15 protein-coding genes are annotated in these 16,473 nt (G+C 69.4%); 12 read left to right on the top strand and 3 right to left on the bottom strand.

What is annotated here, in order from left to right; translation table 11 throughout:
- Positions 1 to 110: 110 nt before the first annotated feature.
- On the bottom strand, positions 111 to 815 hold the full coding sequence (locus CHC08_RS01310) for an alpha/beta fold hydrolase (protein ID WP_089205249.1): 705 nt from the start codon (positions 813 to 815) through the stop codon (positions 111 to 113).
- A gap of 414 nt (positions 816 to 1,229) precedes the next feature.
- Between CHC08_RS01310 and CHC08_RS01305 the strand changes: the two genes are divergently transcribed.
- Together CHC08_RS01305 and CHC08_RS52715 are read left to right on the top strand one after the other, a co-directional pair.
- Positions 1,230 to 2,066: a permease-like cell division protein FtsX gene (locus CHC08_RS01305; protein ID WP_089205248.1), complete on the top strand. Its 837-nt coding sequence runs from the start codon at positions 1,230 to 1,232 to the stop codon at positions 2,064 to 2,066.
- A 173-nt stretch (positions 2,067 to 2,239) separates the two neighbouring features.
- Positions 2,240 to 2,449, top strand: coding sequence for a glutamate--tRNA ligase family protein (locus tag CHC08_RS52715; RefSeq protein WP_218825081.1), 210 nt, complete (start codon positions 2,240 to 2,242; stop codon positions 2,447 to 2,449).
- 330 nt (positions 2,450 to 2,779) lie between these two features.
- Here the strand turns inward: CHC08_RS52715 and CHC08_RS01295 are convergent, their stop codons facing one another.
- Complete coding sequence (locus CHC08_RS01295; protein ID WP_089205247.1) at positions 2,780 to 3,268, bottom strand: cupin domain-containing protein; 489 nt, start codon at positions 3,266 to 3,268, stop codon at positions 2,780 to 2,782.
- Between the two features lie 390 nt (positions 3,269 to 3,658).
- On the opposite strand from CHC08_RS01295, the gene CHC08_RS01290 reads away from it, so the two are divergent.
- From CHC08_RS01290 to CHC08_RS01255, 8 genes are all read left to right on the top strand, one after another.
- Positions 3,659 to 4,291, top strand: a complete 633-nt coding sequence (locus CHC08_RS01290) for a DUF305 domain-containing protein (protein WP_089205246.1) — start codon at positions 3,659 to 3,661, stop codon at positions 4,289 to 4,291.
- A 413-nt stretch (positions 4,292 to 4,704) separates the two neighbouring features.
- Complete coding sequence (locus CHC08_RS01285) at positions 4,705 to 7,443, top strand: helix-turn-helix transcriptional regulator (RefSeq protein ID WP_089205245.1); 2,739 nt, start codon at positions 4,705 to 4,707, stop codon at positions 7,441 to 7,443.
- A 98-nt stretch (positions 7,444 to 7,541) separates the two neighbouring features.
- Complete coding sequence (locus tag CHC08_RS01280; RefSeq protein ID WP_089205244.1) at positions 7,542 to 8,366, top strand: alpha/beta fold hydrolase; 825 nt, start codon at positions 7,542 to 7,544, stop codon at positions 8,364 to 8,366.
- Between the two features lie 99 nt (positions 8,367 to 8,465).
- Positions 8,466 to 9,272, top strand: coding sequence for an alpha/beta fold hydrolase (locus tag CHC08_RS01275; protein ID WP_218825060.1), 807 nt, complete (start codon positions 8,466 to 8,468; stop codon positions 9,270 to 9,272).
- Positions 9,273 to 9,363: 91 nt separating this feature from the next.
- Entirely contained in the window at positions 9,364 to 10,173 is an 810-nt protein-coding gene (locus CHC08_RS01270; RefSeq protein ID WP_089205242.1) for an alpha/beta hydrolase, read from the top strand.
- Between the two features lie 59 nt (positions 10,174 to 10,232).
- Positions 10,233 to 11,024: an MBL fold metallo-hydrolase gene (locus tag CHC08_RS01265; RefSeq protein ID WP_089205241.1), complete on the top strand. Its 792-nt coding sequence runs from the start codon at positions 10,233 to 10,235 to the stop codon at positions 11,022 to 11,024.
- Positions 11,025 to 11,172: 148 nt separating this feature from the next.
- Positions 11,173 to 12,138, top strand: a complete 966-nt coding sequence (locus tag CHC08_RS01260; RefSeq protein ID WP_179281829.1) for a GNAT family N-acetyltransferase — start codon at positions 11,173 to 11,175, stop codon at positions 12,136 to 12,138.
- 325 nt (positions 12,139 to 12,463) lie between these two features.
- The gene (locus tag CHC08_RS01255; RefSeq protein ID WP_089205239.1) at positions 12,464 to 13,333 is read left to right on the top strand and encodes a hypothetical protein; all 870 of its coding nucleotides are present in this window, start codon (positions 12,464 to 12,466) and stop codon (positions 13,331 to 13,333) included.
- On the opposite strand, the gene CHC08_RS01250 is transcribed toward CHC08_RS01255, so the two are convergent.
- A complete protein-coding gene (locus CHC08_RS01250; protein WP_089205238.1) occupies positions 13,267 to 13,914 on the bottom strand; it encodes a TetR/AcrR family transcriptional regulator in 648 nt (215 codons plus the stop codon). The two genes, CHC08_RS01255 and CHC08_RS01250, sit on opposite strands and share 67 nt — an antisense overlap.
- 268 nt (positions 13,915 to 14,182) lie before the next feature.
- Here CHC08_RS01250 and CHC08_RS01245 point away from each other — a divergent pair, with 268 nt between their 5' ends.
- The gene (locus CHC08_RS01245) at positions 14,183 to 15,634 is read left to right on the top strand and encodes an MFS transporter (RefSeq protein WP_218825059.1); all 1,452 of its coding nucleotides are present in this window, start codon (positions 14,183 to 14,185) and stop codon (positions 15,632 to 15,634) included.
- An 81-nt stretch (positions 15,635 to 15,715) separates the two neighbouring features.
- A complete protein-coding gene (locus CHC08_RS01240) occupies positions 15,716 to 16,354 on the top strand; it encodes a maleylpyruvate isomerase N-terminal domain-containing protein (RefSeq protein ID WP_089205236.1) in 639 nt (212 codons plus the stop codon).
- The last annotated feature ends 119 nt before the right edge of the window (positions 16,355 to 16,473 follow it).

Genomic DNA, 16,473 nt, shown 5'->3' with positions numbered 1-16,473 from the left:
CGATCGCCGCTTCCCCTCCCAGTCCTCCGGCGGACCCTGCCGGATCGTGCGGATGCGGTACCGGACGATCCTGCCCTGCTCTGCCCGGGCCGGCCCGCCGGTGCCGGGGCCTATCGGGCCGGCGCGGCTTCGGCGATGACGGTGGTGATCAGTTTCGCCACTTCCGCCGGGCTGGACAGGAACGGGGAGTGGCCGGTGAGCAGGCGGCGAACCGTCGTGGCGCGGGAGGCCATCTGCTCCTGGAAGGCGGGGGCGAGCACGTTGTCCTGCTCACAGACCACGTAGGTCGAGGGGATGGTCTTCCACGCCACCCTGGTCAGGACCTCGGTGCACGACCGCACGCTCTGCGGGAGCATACGGGCGACGGCACGGTCGGCTTCCTCCACCGGGACGTCCGCGTAGAAGAGGTGGCGAGAGTCGTCGGGAGGCAGAAGGACATCGCCGTCCCGCGTCGGAAACTCGGCGTCGCCGGGGGCCATGGAATTTCCCTCGTCGAGGAGCAGAGCCGCGAGGTAGATGATGTGGGAGACGTCGCCCGCCTCGCCGGCCACCTGAGTGACCGGAATCCCGCCGTACGAATGCGCGACGATCACCACGGGGCCGTCGATGCCGTCCAGGCGTTCCCGGATGACCCGGGCATCGTCGTACATGCCGAAGACCTGGGCGCCTTTCGCGGCCGCGCTCGGCAGGTCGACGGTGTGAACCGCCCATCCTTCGTCGGTGAGCTCCGGCAGGAGCCTCTCCCAGCACCAGGAGCCGTGCCATGCTCCGTGCACGAACAGCAGAGCCGGCCGGTCGTTCGTGACCGTGTCCATGCAGCATCCTTTCCAGGCGGAGGTCATCCTTGCTCGCCCCCGAGATTTGTCCTCCCGTATAGCTTTATGTACCGCCAAATGACAGTCCATGAGGGAAAGTCCGTTTTTCCTGCGCGACCGTCCAGGGTCACCGTGGACGTGTTGTCTCATGTGATGCCGCTGCTGTTTGCCCGCCGGGCAGGCCTGGGCGCGGACAGGGGAGGGGCTTCCCCTGCCGTGGCGCGGGTTGTCACTGCTGAACGTCGTGGGCGCCGCGTCGGCGTCTCCGCACGGGCGGGAACCGGAGAACACATGCGCGAGATGGCCGGGAGATCCTGAAGCCACGGCGCGCGCAGCGAGGTGGGAAATCAGCGGGTCAGCATGTGTGGGGACGGTGACTTGACCCGTGTTGGGCATGATCGCGATAGTCATTTCATGTCATATGAGAAGTTTGACGAACTGTCCTTCGGTGAAGGGCGCGAGCCCTGGTTGCAGGCCTGGGTCGCCGCACACCGGTGGGTGCTTTCGATCGCGGTGGCAACGGCCGTCGTTCTCGCCGGGCTCGGCACCGGTGGGTGGTATCTCCACCGGCAGTCGCTGCTGCCCTCCCCGCCGCCGGACGTGGCGCTCCCGCCCGCGGTCGGTTTTAGTGTCGAGTTCTGCCTGAAGAAGAATTCAAATTGTCCGGCGGGCACGATTGAGCAGGTGGCCGAACTCGTTCGCGGGATCCCCGAGGTGGCGTCGTCCAGCGTGGTGACGCATGAGGAGCGTCTGGCCCGGTTCAGTGGAATCTCGCTCGCAGGGGAGGAACTGCTGAAGAACGGGGATGAGATCTGGCCTACCGTGATCGAAGGCCAGCTCCGTCATACGGAGGACTTTGCGGTGGTCGAGCGGCAGCTCGCCGGAAAGCCGGGCATCGCGAGTGTTTACAATCTTGGCGGGAATTTCTGGAAGGGCAGAGCAGATCTCCAGGTGAGCATGTGCGGGCTCAGCCGTCTCTCCCCAGCGTGCCGAAACGGCGTCGGCAGCGAGGCGCAGCGTAACGCGGTCGTGGCGCGGTTGCGGGAGCAGAGCGGGGTGAAGAAGGTGTTCCTCCAGGACCGGGCATTCGGGCTGCGACTGAGCCGGCACTATGACCCTGAGTATTACCTGACGATTAACGATGTCCCCGAGAGGCTCTACGTGCGGTTGGATGATCCGGCCAAGGCCCGGTCGGCGGGCCGGGCGGTGCTCGCCATGCCCGGCGTCGAATCGGCGAACTTGGTCGGGTGACAGGCGAAGGCGCGAACTCTCGCCCATCCCCACTGCCTTGCGGCTCGCCGCGTAGCCTTACTGGCGCAGGCGCAGGCGCAGGCGCAGGCGCATGGCCTCATTGAGCCCGGGCACGCCTACCCTTGCCTGCGCTGGACGATAAATCACTGTCGGTGTGATCGCGCCCAACTAAACTGGCGCGACGGCCGGAGCACCGCGGTGCCGCCTGCGAACCGCTTCCGGCCGCAGGGCTCGCCACCGGCGAGCCCTGCCCGTCCCCGCATGTCATCTGCCCGCGACTGCCCACCTACCACTTCGCCCACGCTGTCGACGACCACCTCATGGGTGTCACCATCGTCATCTGTGGCGACGAGTGGATCTCCTCGGTTCCGCTGCACCTGTAACTGTTCGACACGCTGGGCTTTCCCCGCATCGACTACGCCCCACCCGCAGCCCTGACCTCACTGCCGTCGCCCACGCCCTGGGTGCCGAGGAGACCGTACGGCGCCTGCGACGGTGAGCCGGGGCGACGGACCTGCATGATTCCGGCATTCGGCGCTGACCCACCCGGATGACCCACCTGGGGGAGGCGGGGGCGAGCCCACGTGTCCTGGCGACCTCGCTCATCGGGACCGTACGGGTCAACGGTGTGTCAGCCGGCCGGCCCGTCGGACATCCCTCAGCCCCGTTCCACCGACAAGATCGTGTCCGTGGAACGGTGCCGGATCGGCCGGTCAGAGCCAGAAGGTGTCGTGGCGGAAGTAGAAGGCCGCCAGCTCCTCGTCGCTGGGGCGGCCGGAGACGGCGAACTCCGCCAAGCCCTCGAAATATCCTTCGCGAGGAGCGCCCGGGGCGAAGTGCAGCAGCATCGACGCGGGTTCGCCCGACTCGTTGCGGAAGGCATGGATGCCGCCTTCGGGGACGTGCACGAAGTCACCCGGTTTGGTGTCGATCCAGCGGTTGCCGTCGTAGATCCGTATGGTTCCAGTGAGGGTGAAAAACGACTCGGAGATCGACCGGTGGAAGTGCTGGTCGGGTCCGCTCGGCTCCGGCCCCATTTCCCAGCGGTAGAGGCCGAACCGGCCGTTGGTGGAGGCTCCCGTGGCCAGGTAGTGCACCGTGTTGCCGGACCGGTAGGTCAGCTCGGGCTCGTGGGCCGCAGGGCGGTAGGTCGCGTTGATCTCGCCCTTGTCACCGAAGTAGACCGGATCCGGATATGTCATGATCTGCCCTCTCGTGTGTCTCTGCTTGGGTTCCCATTCAACCTCTACCGGATCGCATGCCGGCCGTGGGGGAGGCCATGATCCCCTGGGCGCATGAGCCGGTGGGGGATCAGGCTCACGCGCTCGATGCCGGGCCGTCTGCCGGGCTCTCGGCCAGGGCTCCCTATCCTGGGATTGAGGGGGAGTCTGCCACGGCGCATCGCCGCACCTCACGGGGTGGGCATGCGGCTGCGACCGGGCCGTCGGCCCGGCAGGTGCCCGGTGCGACGCCGGGCGGCAGGGCGCCGTCGTTGAGCGAACCACGGCTGCCGCGTGTACGGGCACGCCGACCCTGTGGCCGTTCGCCGGCCGCGGCAACGTTCACATTCCTGTCGGGCAGGAGGCACGATCATGACCACACATCGCTCCCGCACTCGCAGCGCCGCCATTGCGGCAGCCGCCGCCGTCACCGCCGCGGCGGTCCTCGCAGCCTGCGGCGGCGAGACCGTTCTGAGCAGGGGATCGGGCGATATCGTCGCCGTCGCGGTGCGGGCCACGCCTCCGCCCTCCTCATCCGCGCACAACGCCGCCGATGTGTCCTTCGCCCAGCAGATGATTCCGCACCACCGGCAGGCGGTGGCGATGGCCGAGCTCGCCGCGGGCCGGGCGTTCTCACCGGAGGTCAAGGCCCTGGCGACCAGGATCAAGGCAGAGCAGGGCCCGGAGATCGGGACGATGTCCGGGTGGCTGAGGTCCTGGGGCGAGCGGGTGCCCGGAGACGTGCCAAAGATGGATCATCCCGGCCACGAGATGCCCGGGATGATGAGCGCCGAGGAGATGGACCGGCTGTCGAAGGCCTCCGGGAAAACCTTCGACACCATGTTTCTGCAGATGATGATCACCCACCATCGGGGCGCGGTCGCGATGGCCGGGACCGAGAGGTCCACCGGCTCCTACCCGCCCGCCAAGGACCTGGCCGAGGCCATCATCGCCTCGCAGAACAAGGAGATCGGCCAGATGGAGTCCCTGCTCGGTGCCGGATAGTCGTCGCTCCCGGCTGATGCCGCTGGCCGGATCCCTCCTCGGGAGCGAGGAGCGCGAGGAGGAGCGGTGACGTCCGCCGTACCCGATCGCGCCGGGCAAGAAAAGTCGGGTCCGGCGGGGTGGGCCCCGCCTAGCGTGGTGATCGAAGTGGATCCCCGTGGAACGGACCGCGGACTGAGGGGGCGGTGACGGAAGAGGCCGTCGACGGACTCCTGCGGCCGCACCTGTCCAGGTCGGCCGGGTGCGCCTGCCCAGACGCGAACGTGGTCAAGCGCTGGACTGTGGAATGTCTGGGCTGGTTCAATAAATCAAGATCGTGGCGGCGCTGATTCCAGGACTGGAGTCAGCGCCGTTCGTGGGCGCAGAACCCTTCGCATCGGGAAAGACCAGACAGCTCCGGAGAGGTGTGCGTCATGGTCCTGTGGGGCCGCGACAAGGAGCGCGAGGCGCTCGATGCCCTTGTTGAGTCAACGCGTCAAGGTCTGAGCGGCGTGGTGGTGTTCCAGGGTGATGCCGGCATCGGCAAGACGGCGCTTCTGGACTATGTCGCGGGCTCGGCGGCGGAGACGCGGGTTATCAGGGTGGCCGGGATCGAGGCGGAGTCGGACTTTCCGTTCGCGGCCCTGCACCGGCTGCTCATTCCGTTCCTGAAGGGCCCGACCCGGCTCTCCTCCTCTCAGCACGCGGCCCTGTCCGTGGCCTGCGGGCTGGCCGAGGGACCGCCCGCCGACCGTTTCCTGGTCGGGCTGGCGGCGTTGAGCCTGCTGGCGGAGGTGGCCGAGCGGGGTCCTGTGCTGTGCTGCGTGGATGACGCGCAGTGGCTGGATCGCGAGTCGGTCAACGTGCTGGCCTTCATCGGCCGGCGGATGCACGCCGAGGGGATCGGCCTGGTGTTCGCGGTGCGCGGAGGCTTCACCGGCCTGGAGGGTCTGCCGGTGGTACAGGTGACGGGTCTGGAGGAGCGGCCCGCCCTGGAGTTGCTGCGCTCGGTGGTGGACGGGCCGCTGGACACACGGATCGCCGCGCACATCGTGGCCGCGACCGCCGGCAACCCGCTCGCGCTGACCGATCTGGGGCAGGAGCTCTCCACCGACCAGCTCATGGGCGGCATCGCGCTGCCCGCGCCGTTGCCGATCGGCGGCCGTCTGGAGGGCCACTACCTGGCTCAGGTGCGGGAGTTGCCGCGGGCGACGCAGACCTGGCTGCTGCTGGCGGCGGCCGAACCGGTCGGTGACGTCGGCTACATCACCGAGGCGGCCGCGCTTCTGGGGGTCGGGCCGGATGCGACGGGGCCGGCGGAGGCGGCGCGGTTACTGGTGATGCGGGCGGACGCGGAGTTCCGTCATCCGCTGGTGCGCTCGGCGGTGTACGGCGGGGTCACCAGCGTGGAGCGGCGTCGTGCGCACGGCGCGCTGGCGGTGGTCACCTCGCGGCCCGATGACGCCGATCGGCGGGCCTGGCATCTGGCGGCCGCCTCGATCGGCCCGGATGAGTCCGTCGCCGTCGAGCTTGAGCGCTCGGCGGAGCGGGCGGCGGGCCGGGGTGGGTACGCGGCGCGTGCCACCTTCCTGGCACGCGCCGCGGAGCTGACGCCGGAGGGCTCCGGCCGGGCGGGACGGCTTCTGGCGGCGGCCGAGGCGGCCTTCATCGCCGGGGCGCCGCTGCAGGCCCAGACGCTGCTGGAGGCCATCGACATCGAGGTGATCGACGACATCGGCCGGGGCAGGGCACTGACGGTGCGATCTGGAGCCCTCATCGCGCTGGGCACCTCAGAGTCCTTCGCCCAGGCTCCCGCCCTCTGCCTGGCGGCCGCGGTGGCCTTCGGAGAGGAGTCGCCGGAGCTGGCCCGCGACGCGTTGCTGGACGCCGCGTCCTACACAGTTCTCGCCGGGAACCTCATTCGTGACACGACGCCCGCCGAGATCGCCCGGACCGCCGAGGCCGCCCTGACGCCCGCTCGCTCACCGGCCCCGCCGGACCTTGTGCTGCACGGTTTCGCCGCGCTCGTCTCCGGCGGCTACGAGCGGGCGGTCCCGCACCTGCGGCGGGCGATCGACGTGCTGCTGGACCCGGACACCTCCGACGAGGACGTCCTGCGGAGATACCAGCTATGCGTCACATTCTCCACGATCACCTGGGATGACGAGTCGCAGAGCGCCGTCATCCGGCGGGCCGCAGACGTCGCCCGCAGGACCGGTTCGCTGTGGCATCTGGACACCGCCCTGTACTGCGCGTCGATGCACGAGACCATCCTCGGCAACCTGGCCGCCGCCGACGCCTACCTGGTCGAGGGCCACCAGATCCGCTCGGCGATCGGTGCGACCTCGGACACGTGGGAGATCTACCGTCACCCCGAGCTGCTCGCCTGGCACGCCGGCGATGACAAGCTCGAAGAGACGCTGCGCCGCTCGATGGAGGCGGCGTCGGCGCTCGGCTCCGGCGCGGTGGAGTCGATCGCCCGCATCGGCCTCGTCATTCTCGCCATCGGCAGGGGCGGCTACGCCGACGCCTGTGCGATCGCCCACCACCTGGTGGACACCGACACACTGGGCGTGCACTCCCGGCTGCTGCCCGAACTCGTCGAGGCGGCCGTCCGCTCCGGCGACCGGGTGCTGGCGGCCGCCGCCCTGCGCACCCTGACGGCTCGGGCCACCGCGAGTGGCGCCCCCTGGGCGCTCGGCCTGCTGGCGCGTTCGGAGGCGATCCTCGCGCACGCCAACCACGCCGAACCCCTCTACCGCCGGGCGATCGACATCCTCACTCCGACCCGGGCCCGCTCCGACCTCGCCCGCGCCCACCTGCTCTACGGCGAATGGCTGCGCCGGCAGAAACGACGCCGCGACGCCCGCGAGCAGCTGCGCACCGCCGCGGCACTGTTCGAGGACATGGACGCCGCCGGATTCGCCGCGCGGGCGCGGCAGGAACTCCTGGCCACCGGCGAGAACGCCCGCAGCCGCTCGGCCGAGACGGCGACCGGCCTCACCCCGCAGGAGAGCACGATCGCCCGCCTGGCCAAGGGCGGCGCAACCAACGCCGAGATCGCCGCCTACCTGTTCATCAGTGCGAGCACCGTCGACTACCACCTGCGAAAGATCTTCCGCAAGCTCGACGTCACCTCCCGGCGGCAGCTCACCCAGGCGCTGCCCGACTGACCCCCGGGCTCACGACTACGCGCTCCACGGGGTTCGAACGATGCTTCCTTGATCGAGGATCAAGGCGTCGGACAATCCACCCACCAAAGGGAGTCGCGATGGGATTCGTCACCGCCGCTGACGGAGCGCAGATCTACTACAAGGACTGGGGTGAGGGCCGGCCGGTCGTGCTCAGCCACGGCTGGCCGTTGAACGCCGACAGCTGGGAGGCCCAGATGCTCTTCCTGGCCTCCCACGGCTACCGCGTCGTCGCCCACGACCGCCGCGGCCACGGACGCTCCACCCAGACCTGGCACGGCAACGAGATGGACACCTACGCCGACGACCTCGCCACGCTCATCGAGACGCTCGACCTGCGCGAGGCCACCCTCATCGGGTTCTCCACCGGCGGAGGCGAGGTCGCCCGCTACATCGGCAGGCACGGGACCGCGCGCATCGCCCAGATCGTGCTCGTCTCCGCCGTGCCGCCCTTCATGCTCCAGACCGACGACAACCCCGGCGGGGTGCCGATCGAGGTGTTCGACGCCATCCGCGCCGGCTCCCTCGCCGACCGCTCCCAGCTCTACCGCGACCTGGCCGACGGGCCGTTCTTCGGCGGCAACCGCCCCGGGGCCGACCCCTCGCAGGGAATGCGCGACGCGTTCTGGCTCCAGGGACTGCAGGCGGGCCACCGCAACGCCTACGAGTGCATCGCGGCGTTCTCCGCCACCGACTTCCGTACCGACCTCGACGCCTTCGACGTGCCGACGCTCGTCATCCACGGTGACGACGATCAGGTCGTGCCGTTCGAGGTCGGGGGCAAGGCCTCGGCCGCCCGGATCAAGAACGCGACCCTCAAGGTCTATCCCGGCGCGCCGCACGGCATCACCGACACCCACAAGGAACAGCTCGGCGCCGACCTCCTCGAATTCCTCAACTCCTGAGCCTCACTCCCCGTCCGCACTGCCCCTGCTCGCATGCCCGAAATCGAATGAAAGAGAAGCTCCCGCATGTTTTCTGAGCGACCGCGTCGCAGCCGCGTCATGACCGCACTGTTCGCGACGTTCGTCCTGCTCCTCGGCTTGACCGGCGTCACCGCGTCGGCGTCGGCCGCCACCCCCGCCACGAGCGCCACCGGCGCCAAGCCCACCGTGGTTTTGGTCCATGGGGCGTTCGCCGACGCCTCGGGCTTCAACGACACGATCGCCCTGCTGCAGAAGGCGGGCTTCCCCGTCATCGCCCCGGCGAACCTGCTGCGCGACGCCGCCGGTGACGCCGCCTACATCTCCAGCATCCTCGACACCATCCCCGGGCCTGTCATCCTCGCCGGGCACTCCTACGGCGGCATCGTGATCACCAACGCCGCACGCGGGCACGCCAATGTCAAGGCGCTGGTCTACCTGGGGGCCTTCGCACCCGACGAGGGCGAGAGCGCGCTCCAGCTGGCCGGGCAGTTCCCCGGCAGCGAGCTGGGCGCCGCCCTCATCGCCCGCCCCTACCCACTGCCCGACGGCACCCTCGGCCAGGACGGCTACATCGACGCGGCCAAGTTCCGTGCGGTCTTCGCGGCCGACCTGCCCGAATCCCAGACCCGGCTCATGGCGGCCACCCAGCGCCCCGGCAGCGTCGGCGGGCTCGCCGGCCCCAGCGGAGTCCCGGCCTGGAAGACCATCCCGTCGTGGTACCTGATTCCCACCCAGGACAAGGTCATCCCGCCGGCCGTCCAGCGCTTCATGGCCAAGCGCGCCGGTAGCAAGATCACCGAGATCCGCTCCTCGCACGTCGTCATGATCTCCCACCCCGCGGCCGCCACGGCTGTCATCGTCGCCGCCTACGTCGCCACCCGCTGAGCTTCCCGCCCACTGACCGGCCGCGGGCCCGCGTCACGCATGGCATCGGGCCCGCGGCCCACCCGGCACCGACTCTCCGGAAGGATCATCCATGAGCACCGCGTCCACTCCTCCCGACACCATCGTTCTGATCCATGGTTTTTGGGTGACACCCCGATCCTGGGAGCACTGGATCACCCACTACGAGAGCAAGGGATACCGGGTGCTGGCCCCCGCCTATCCCGGCTTCGAGGTCGAGGTCGAGGCGCTCAACGCCGACCCCACCCCGATCGAGAATCTCACCGTCCCCGCCATCATCGCCTCGCTGGAAAAGCTGATCGACGGCCTCGACGCCCAACCGATCATCATGGGCCACTCCGCGGGCGGCGTCTTCACCCAGATCCTGCTCGACCACGGCTACGGCGCCGCCGGAGTCGCGATCAACTCCGCGCCCACCGAAGGCGTCCAGATCATCCCGCTGTCGCAGATCAAAGCGACCTTCCCGGTCCTGAAGAATCCGGCCAACCGGCACAAGGCCGTCGGGTTCACGTTCGAGCAGTGGCAATACGCGTTCACCAACACCTTCTCCGAGGACCAGTCCCGCGCCCTGTACGAGCGCTACCACATCCCCGCCTCCGGCAACGTCTTCTGGGGCAGCGCGCTGGCCAACATCCACCCCGGCAAGGACGACACCTACGTCGACTACCACAACGACGACCGGGCACCCCTGCTGTTCGTCGCGGGTGAGAACGACCACCTGATGCCGCCCAAGATCCAGCGGTCCAACGCCAAGCACTACACGTCCGACACCGTCACCGAGGTCAAGGAGTACGCGGGCCGCTCCCACCTGCTTCCCGCGCAGGAGGGCTGGGAAGAGATCGCCGACTACGCCCTGGACTGGGCCCTCAGGCACGCCCGCTAAGCAGACCACCGGGCAGGGCGGCCCCGCGGGGCCGCCCTGCCCTCCGGAGGGAACAGCGCATGACCGACGTCCGCATCACCCACATCGGCGGCCCGACCGCCCTGATCGAGGTCGGGCCGTGGCGGCTGCTGACCGACCCGACCTTCGACCCGCCGGGCCACAAGTACTCCTTCGGCTGGGGCACGAGCTCGCACAAGGTGGCCGGGCCCGCGGTCCTCGCCGCCGACCTCCCACCGATCGACGCGGTCCTGCTCACCCACGACCACCACGGCGACAACCTCGACGTCGCCGGACGCGCCCTGCTGCCGTCGGCGGGCGTCGTGGTCACCACACCGTCCGGTGCCGGGCGCCTGGGCGGCGGCGCCCGAGGCCTGGCACCCTGGGAGACCACGCGGCTGGAGGCGGCCGGACGCCCGAGCATCGAGATCATCGCGACTCCGGGCCGCCACGGACCGCCGCTGTCCCACCCGATCATCGGTGACGTGACCGGCTTCGCCCTGAAATGGGACGGCCAGCAGCACGGCGTGCTGTGGATCTCGGGCGACACCGTCCTCTACCGGGGTGTGCGGCAGGTGCCCGACCGGCTTCGGGTCGGCACCGTACTGCTCCACCTGGGCGGCGTGCGCTTCCCGGTGACCGGCCCGGTGCGCTACACCATGACCGCACGCCAGGGCGTGGAGCTGTGCCGCCTACTGCGCCCGCACACCGCCATACCCGTCCACTACGAAGGATGGGCCCACTTCCGCCAGGGGCGAGAGACCATCGAGCACGATCTCGCGAGCGCGCCGGAGGACATCCGCGACCGCTTCCGATGGTTGCCTCTCGGCGTCGGAAGTGATGTCACCGTGTGATCCTGCGCTCCCACCGGCGGGCGGGCACGGACCTGCGGTGTTCCCGTGTTCCCATCGGCGGACGGGCATCGGCCCGCGATCAGATGGCGAGGACAGAGCGGGAAAAAGGGTCGCGGTCCGGGGAGATTCGTTCCTATGCTCGGGGACCATGACTCTGAAGTGGGTTCCGCTGACCGCAGGCGACATCGATGCGTGGGCGGAGCTGCTGGCCGCGATCGAGGATGTGGACCAGACGGGGGAGAACTACGACGTGGACGCCCTCGCCGAACTTCTCGCCAACCCCCTGCTCGATCGGGCCGAGGGCACGCTGGCCGCGTGGGACTCCGGCCGGCTCGTCGCGGTCGGCGTGACCATGGTCCGGCCCACCGCCGCCTCGGTCCACCAGATGTCCCTGTGGGGCGGGGTTCACCCCGAATACCGTCGCCGGGGTCTGGGCCGGCATCTGCTCGGCTGGGCGATCGGCGCCACCCCGGTGCTGCACGAGCGCCGCTTCCCCGGGCAGCCGCTCGAACTCCACCTCCACGCGGATTCCCGCAACGAGGGCGCGAGAGCGCTGGCCGCCTCGGTGGGCATGAGCCCGGTCCGGTGGTTCCACGAGATGACCCGTGATCTGAGCGCCGATCTGCCGGAGCACTCTCTGCCCGACGGGCTGAAGATCGTCACTTACCGCGATGACCTGGAGGATGCCGTTCGCGGGGTGCGCAACCTCTCCTTCGTCGACCACTGGGGCAGCGTCGAGCACACGGCGGAGTCCTGGAGGGCGGCCATCATCGGAGTGAAGGCCTTCCGGCCCGAGGGCTCCTTCGTCGCCCAGGACGAGTCGGGGGCGAGCGTGGGCATTCTGATCACCCATTACCACGGAGCGGACACGGAGGCTACCGGCATCCGCGAGGCGTGGATCCAGATCATCGGCACCTTGCGCGAGTGGCGTGGCAGGGGGGTGGCGAGCGCGCTGCTCGCCCACGCCCTGGCCGAGTTCCGCGCGCAGGGCTACCAGAGGGCCGGGCTGGGCGTGGACGCGGACAACTCGACCGGCGCCCTCGGCGTCTACACCCGCGCGGGCTTCGAGATCGGCCACCGCGCCGTCACCCACGCGCTCCCGCTGGTTCCCTGAGAGCGCGACCGCCCCGCAAGGCCGGTGCACGCCCTCCCTCCCGACCGCCGGCGTGATCAGCGCGTGGCCGCCCGCCACGAGCGAGGAGCTCGCCGCATCGTGGGACGACCACGAGGTCGCCGTCCGGGCAGCGGGCACAAACGGGCCGTCCGGGCGAGCGGGTACAAACGGGCCGTCCGAACGGGCGGGCGCAAACGGATCGCACATCCCGCGGGGCCGCGGGCCGGAAAATCCGCGGCATCGGGTCACGGACCGGCAAAGAGGCATCGCCAACCATGAAGGTTCCGGCTAGCATCGGCCACCTCTCGATCATGAGGAGATGGGCATGAGCTGGTTCTCGGATCGCCTCTTTATCGGACGTCTACGTACGGGTCCCACCGTTCTGCTGCCCGCCGAGGCGAGTCCCTCGGCCCTGCTGGAGATGCTCCAGCTTGCCGATCCCGGCGCGCACTTCGACGGCGACGACATCATGGTGTCGGGGGTCCGGGTGACGGCCGGCGTGGAGCTGGCGGAGCCGCAGCTCCACAAGCTGAGCATCCAGGACGAGAAGCAGCTCTGGGCCCATCGGATCGTCGCCGACGGCCCACTGCCCGTGAACGGTTTCGACCAGGGCCTCGCGGAGGGGATCGCCTACCGTCTCGGCGGCTGGTCGATGACGAGGGGGCTGATGAGCGATCCCGCGGAGGACGACTCCCGGGGCCCGATCGCCTATCTCGGGGAGATGCCGCCTTCGGAGGAGATGCTCCCGCTGCTGCGACGGCATCTGCGCCCCGCCGATTCCATCAAGCAGAGCTGGCAGCAGGCGGGTCCCGCCGAGCTCGACGACGGAATCGTCCATCTTCTCCAGGAAGACCTTCACATGTACGGCGGAGCCGACATCCTGGTCTCCGCCGTCCACGAGTACGAGATCCCTCCGGCCGTGCACGCCGTGATGCCGTACGCGAAGCAGCTGGTCAAGGTCGACGTGCGTCCCTTCGAGGACGCCGACGGCACGATCCTCCTGTCAGGGGACGAGGCCATGCTCGAGATCGGCGCGCTGGCTCTCGCGGTCGTGGACGCCTTCAGAGGTCAGGTGACCGACATGTGGGGCTTTCAGATCTCCGAGCCGGAGGATCTGCTTCCCTGTGGCTACCTCGACACCACGGAAGTCGCAGAAGACACGGAAGCCACGGAAGAAGCTGCCCTGGACTCCTGATCACTGCTCGGCGGCTGGGGACGCAGTCCGTTGAGGGCCATGCCGACGACGCGTTCGAGCTGCCCGGGCTCGGCGAAGTGGATCATGGTGATCCCGCCGACGAGGTGCATGACGTCGTCGAAGCTCGCGTCTGTTCGCGCGGTGCCCGCCCGCTGGGCTCGCCGCAGCAACGGCTCACCCGCGGCGTGGACCTCCGTACGGCAGGTGCGGAAGAGCTCGGAGTCACGGTTGAGCGCCTCGGCGAGGGCGCGTTTGGTGGCGGTGTAGCGGACGAAGCGGTGCAGCCAGCCGGCGAGGGCGTCCCAGGGGGGCTGGTCGGCGAGGTCGCCGGCGGTGCGGCAGAGGGCTTCGACCTCGTCGACGTAGACGCTTTCGAACAGGTCCTGTCGGGTGGGGAAGTGCCGGTACAGCGTGCCGATGCCGACGTGTGCGCGGCGGGCGATGTCCTCCAGCGAGGCTGACACGCCGTCTTCGGCGAAGGCCTCGCGTGCCGCGGAGATCAGCGTCTCGTAGTTGCGCCGGGCGTCGGCGCGCTTGGGGCGCCGCGAGAAGACCTCGGAAACCTGCTCCGCACTTCTCATGGAGAGGTGCCTCCCTTACTCGCTTGCAAACGGAGGCATTCCTCCGCTACTTTGTGGAGGTGCCCCTCCGCTATTATTCGGAGGAGAGCCTCCGAATACTTTACATCCATCACGAACGGGTGGGCGAAGCTCCTTTCGACATCCCGCGTTCCCCGTGAAGACCGGCCCCGGGAATCGGGTGCCCGGCAGATCGGATCAACCTCGTTTTCAGGCTCCCTGAACACGCATGCCTGGAAACGAGTCTCTTAACCGTAAAATGGAGATCTTTGTGGCTTCGACCACCAGACGTACCACCTATCAGTTGACCTTCGTGGTTCTCGCGGCCGGCGCCGGGTTCTTCTCGATGATGCAGTCGCTCATCAGCCCGGTACTCTCCACGATCCAGCAGGACCTGCACACCTCCCAGAGCACCGTGACCTGGGTGCTGATCGCCTACCTGCTCTCCGCGTCGATCTGCACTCCGATCCTGGGGCGGGTCGGTGACATGGTCGGCAAGGAACGGGTGCTCGTCATCGCCCTCGTGGGACTCGCCGTCGGCTGCCTGCTTGCCGCGATCGCACCCAACATCGGCGTGCTCATCGTCGCCCGCGTCATCCAGGGCGTCGGCGGGGCCGTTTTCCCCCTCTCGTTCGGGATCATTCGCGACGAGTTCCCCCGGATACGGGTGCCGTCGGCCATCGGGGCGATGTCGGCCCTCATCGCGGCGGGCGGAGGCCTGGGCATCGTGCTCGCCGGGCCGATCGTCAATGCCCTCGGCTATCGCTGGCTGTTCTGGATTCCCATGGTCGTCGTCGCGTTGACGGCCGTGGCGGCGTACCTGTTCGTCCCCGAGTCACCGGTCCGGACCCCGGGCCGGATCAGCTGGCTCGCCACCCTCCTGCTGTCGGGCTGGCTCGTCGCTCTGCTGCTGCCGCTCAGCGAGGCGCCGGTATGGGGCTGGAGCTCTCCCAAGGTCATCGGCCTGCTGGCGGTCGCGGTCGTCGTCTTCGCCGCCTGGGCCGTCGCCGAGGCCCGCTCGGCCAATCCGCTCATCGACATGCGCATGATGCGGCTGCCCGCGGTGTGGACCACCAACCTCGCCGCGCTGCTCTTCGGGGCCGCGATGTTCGCCGTGTACGGGTTCCTCCCGCAGTTCGTGCAGACCCCGACGATCTCGGGCTACGGATTCGGGGCGAGCATCACCGAAGCGGGCCTGCTGATGTTGCCGATGCTTGTGACCATGTTCGTCGCGGGCATTCTCAGCGGGCGCGTGGAGAGAGTGTTCAGCCTCAAGGCGCAGCTCGCCACCGGCTCCGCGTTCGGCGTTCTCGCCTGCGCCGCGCTCGCCGCGGCCCATGACGAGCGCTGGCAGATCGGCGTCGCCGCGGGCGTGTTCGGGCTCGGCATCGGCCTGGCGTTCTCGTCCATGACAAACCTGATCGTGAAGAGCGTGCCGGCACAGCAGACGGGTGCCGCGGCCGGGATGAACGCCAACATCCGTACCATCGGCGGCTCGATCGGGGCCGCGGTGATGAGCAGCATCGTCACCGGCGACCTGCAGTCGAACGGGCTGCCGCACGAAGCCGGATACACCCACGGTTTCGCGACGCTCGCGGTGCTCTCCCTCACCGCCGTCGCGGCGGCGCTCCTCGTGCCCACCGCCGGCCGTGCGGCCCGCGCCGACGACGCGGCGCCGGTCCTGCCGTCCCCCCGCGACGTCGTCGGCGCCGAGGCGAAGTGACCCGGCGGCGGAATACTCTCCGGGACCTTGAGGTTCGCAGGCATTGACAGGCATCGCAGACCCCCCGGCGGAGGCTTCGGAATGGCGCAGATCAGAGAGCTCTATCTCACGGCGGCCGCGTCGGTGGCGAAACTGATCGCCGCCCCGGAGGTGGCCACCGCCTGGCGTGAGCCGAGCGCGTTGCCGAAGCTCAGCGTTCAGGGGCTCGCCGGTCACCTGGCCGGGCAGATCTTCTTCATTCCCAAGGTGCTCGCCGAGCCGGTGCCCACGGAGGAGCTCATCTCGATCCACGAGTACTACGCACGGGCGAGCTGGATCGGATCGGATCTCGACGATCCGTTCAACGTGCTCATCCGGACCAGCGGGGAACAGGACGCGACGGACGGTCCCGCCGCGCTGGCGGGCCGGGTCGAGGCCACCGTCCAGGAGCTGCGCACCATGCTGCCGGGCGCCCCGTCGCGGCCGGTACGCCGTCCGACCTGGGGGGCGTGGTCGATCAGCCTGGACGACTTCGTGACGAGCCGGCTGCTGGAAATCGCCGTCCACAGCGATGACCTGGCCCACAGCGTGGGGATTCCAACGCCCGAACTGCCCGCCGAGGCCGTCGAGACCGTCGTCGATCTGCTGTCTCGGATCGCGCTGAGACGGCACGGCGCGACCAGCGTGCTGCGCGCGCTCAGCCGTGCCGAACGCGCGCCCGCCTCGATCTCCGCGCTCTGACGATCCGCGCCGGGGAACGCCTGTCCCGTCAGCGCCGATGACGGTCGCCGGGATGTTCTTCGAGCCGGGAGCCGGCCGGTGCATCCGCGCGTGGCCGCCGCCGGCGGACGCCTGACGGC

The sequence above is a fragment of the Streptosporangium subroseum genome (assembly GCF_900188345.1).
Lineage (GTDB): Bacteria > Actinomycetota > Actinomycetes > Streptosporangiales > Streptosporangiaceae > Streptosporangium > Streptosporangium subroseum.
The sequence above is the reverse complement of the archived record's forward strand: the minus strand, read 5'-3'. Positions and strand labels throughout refer to the sequence as shown.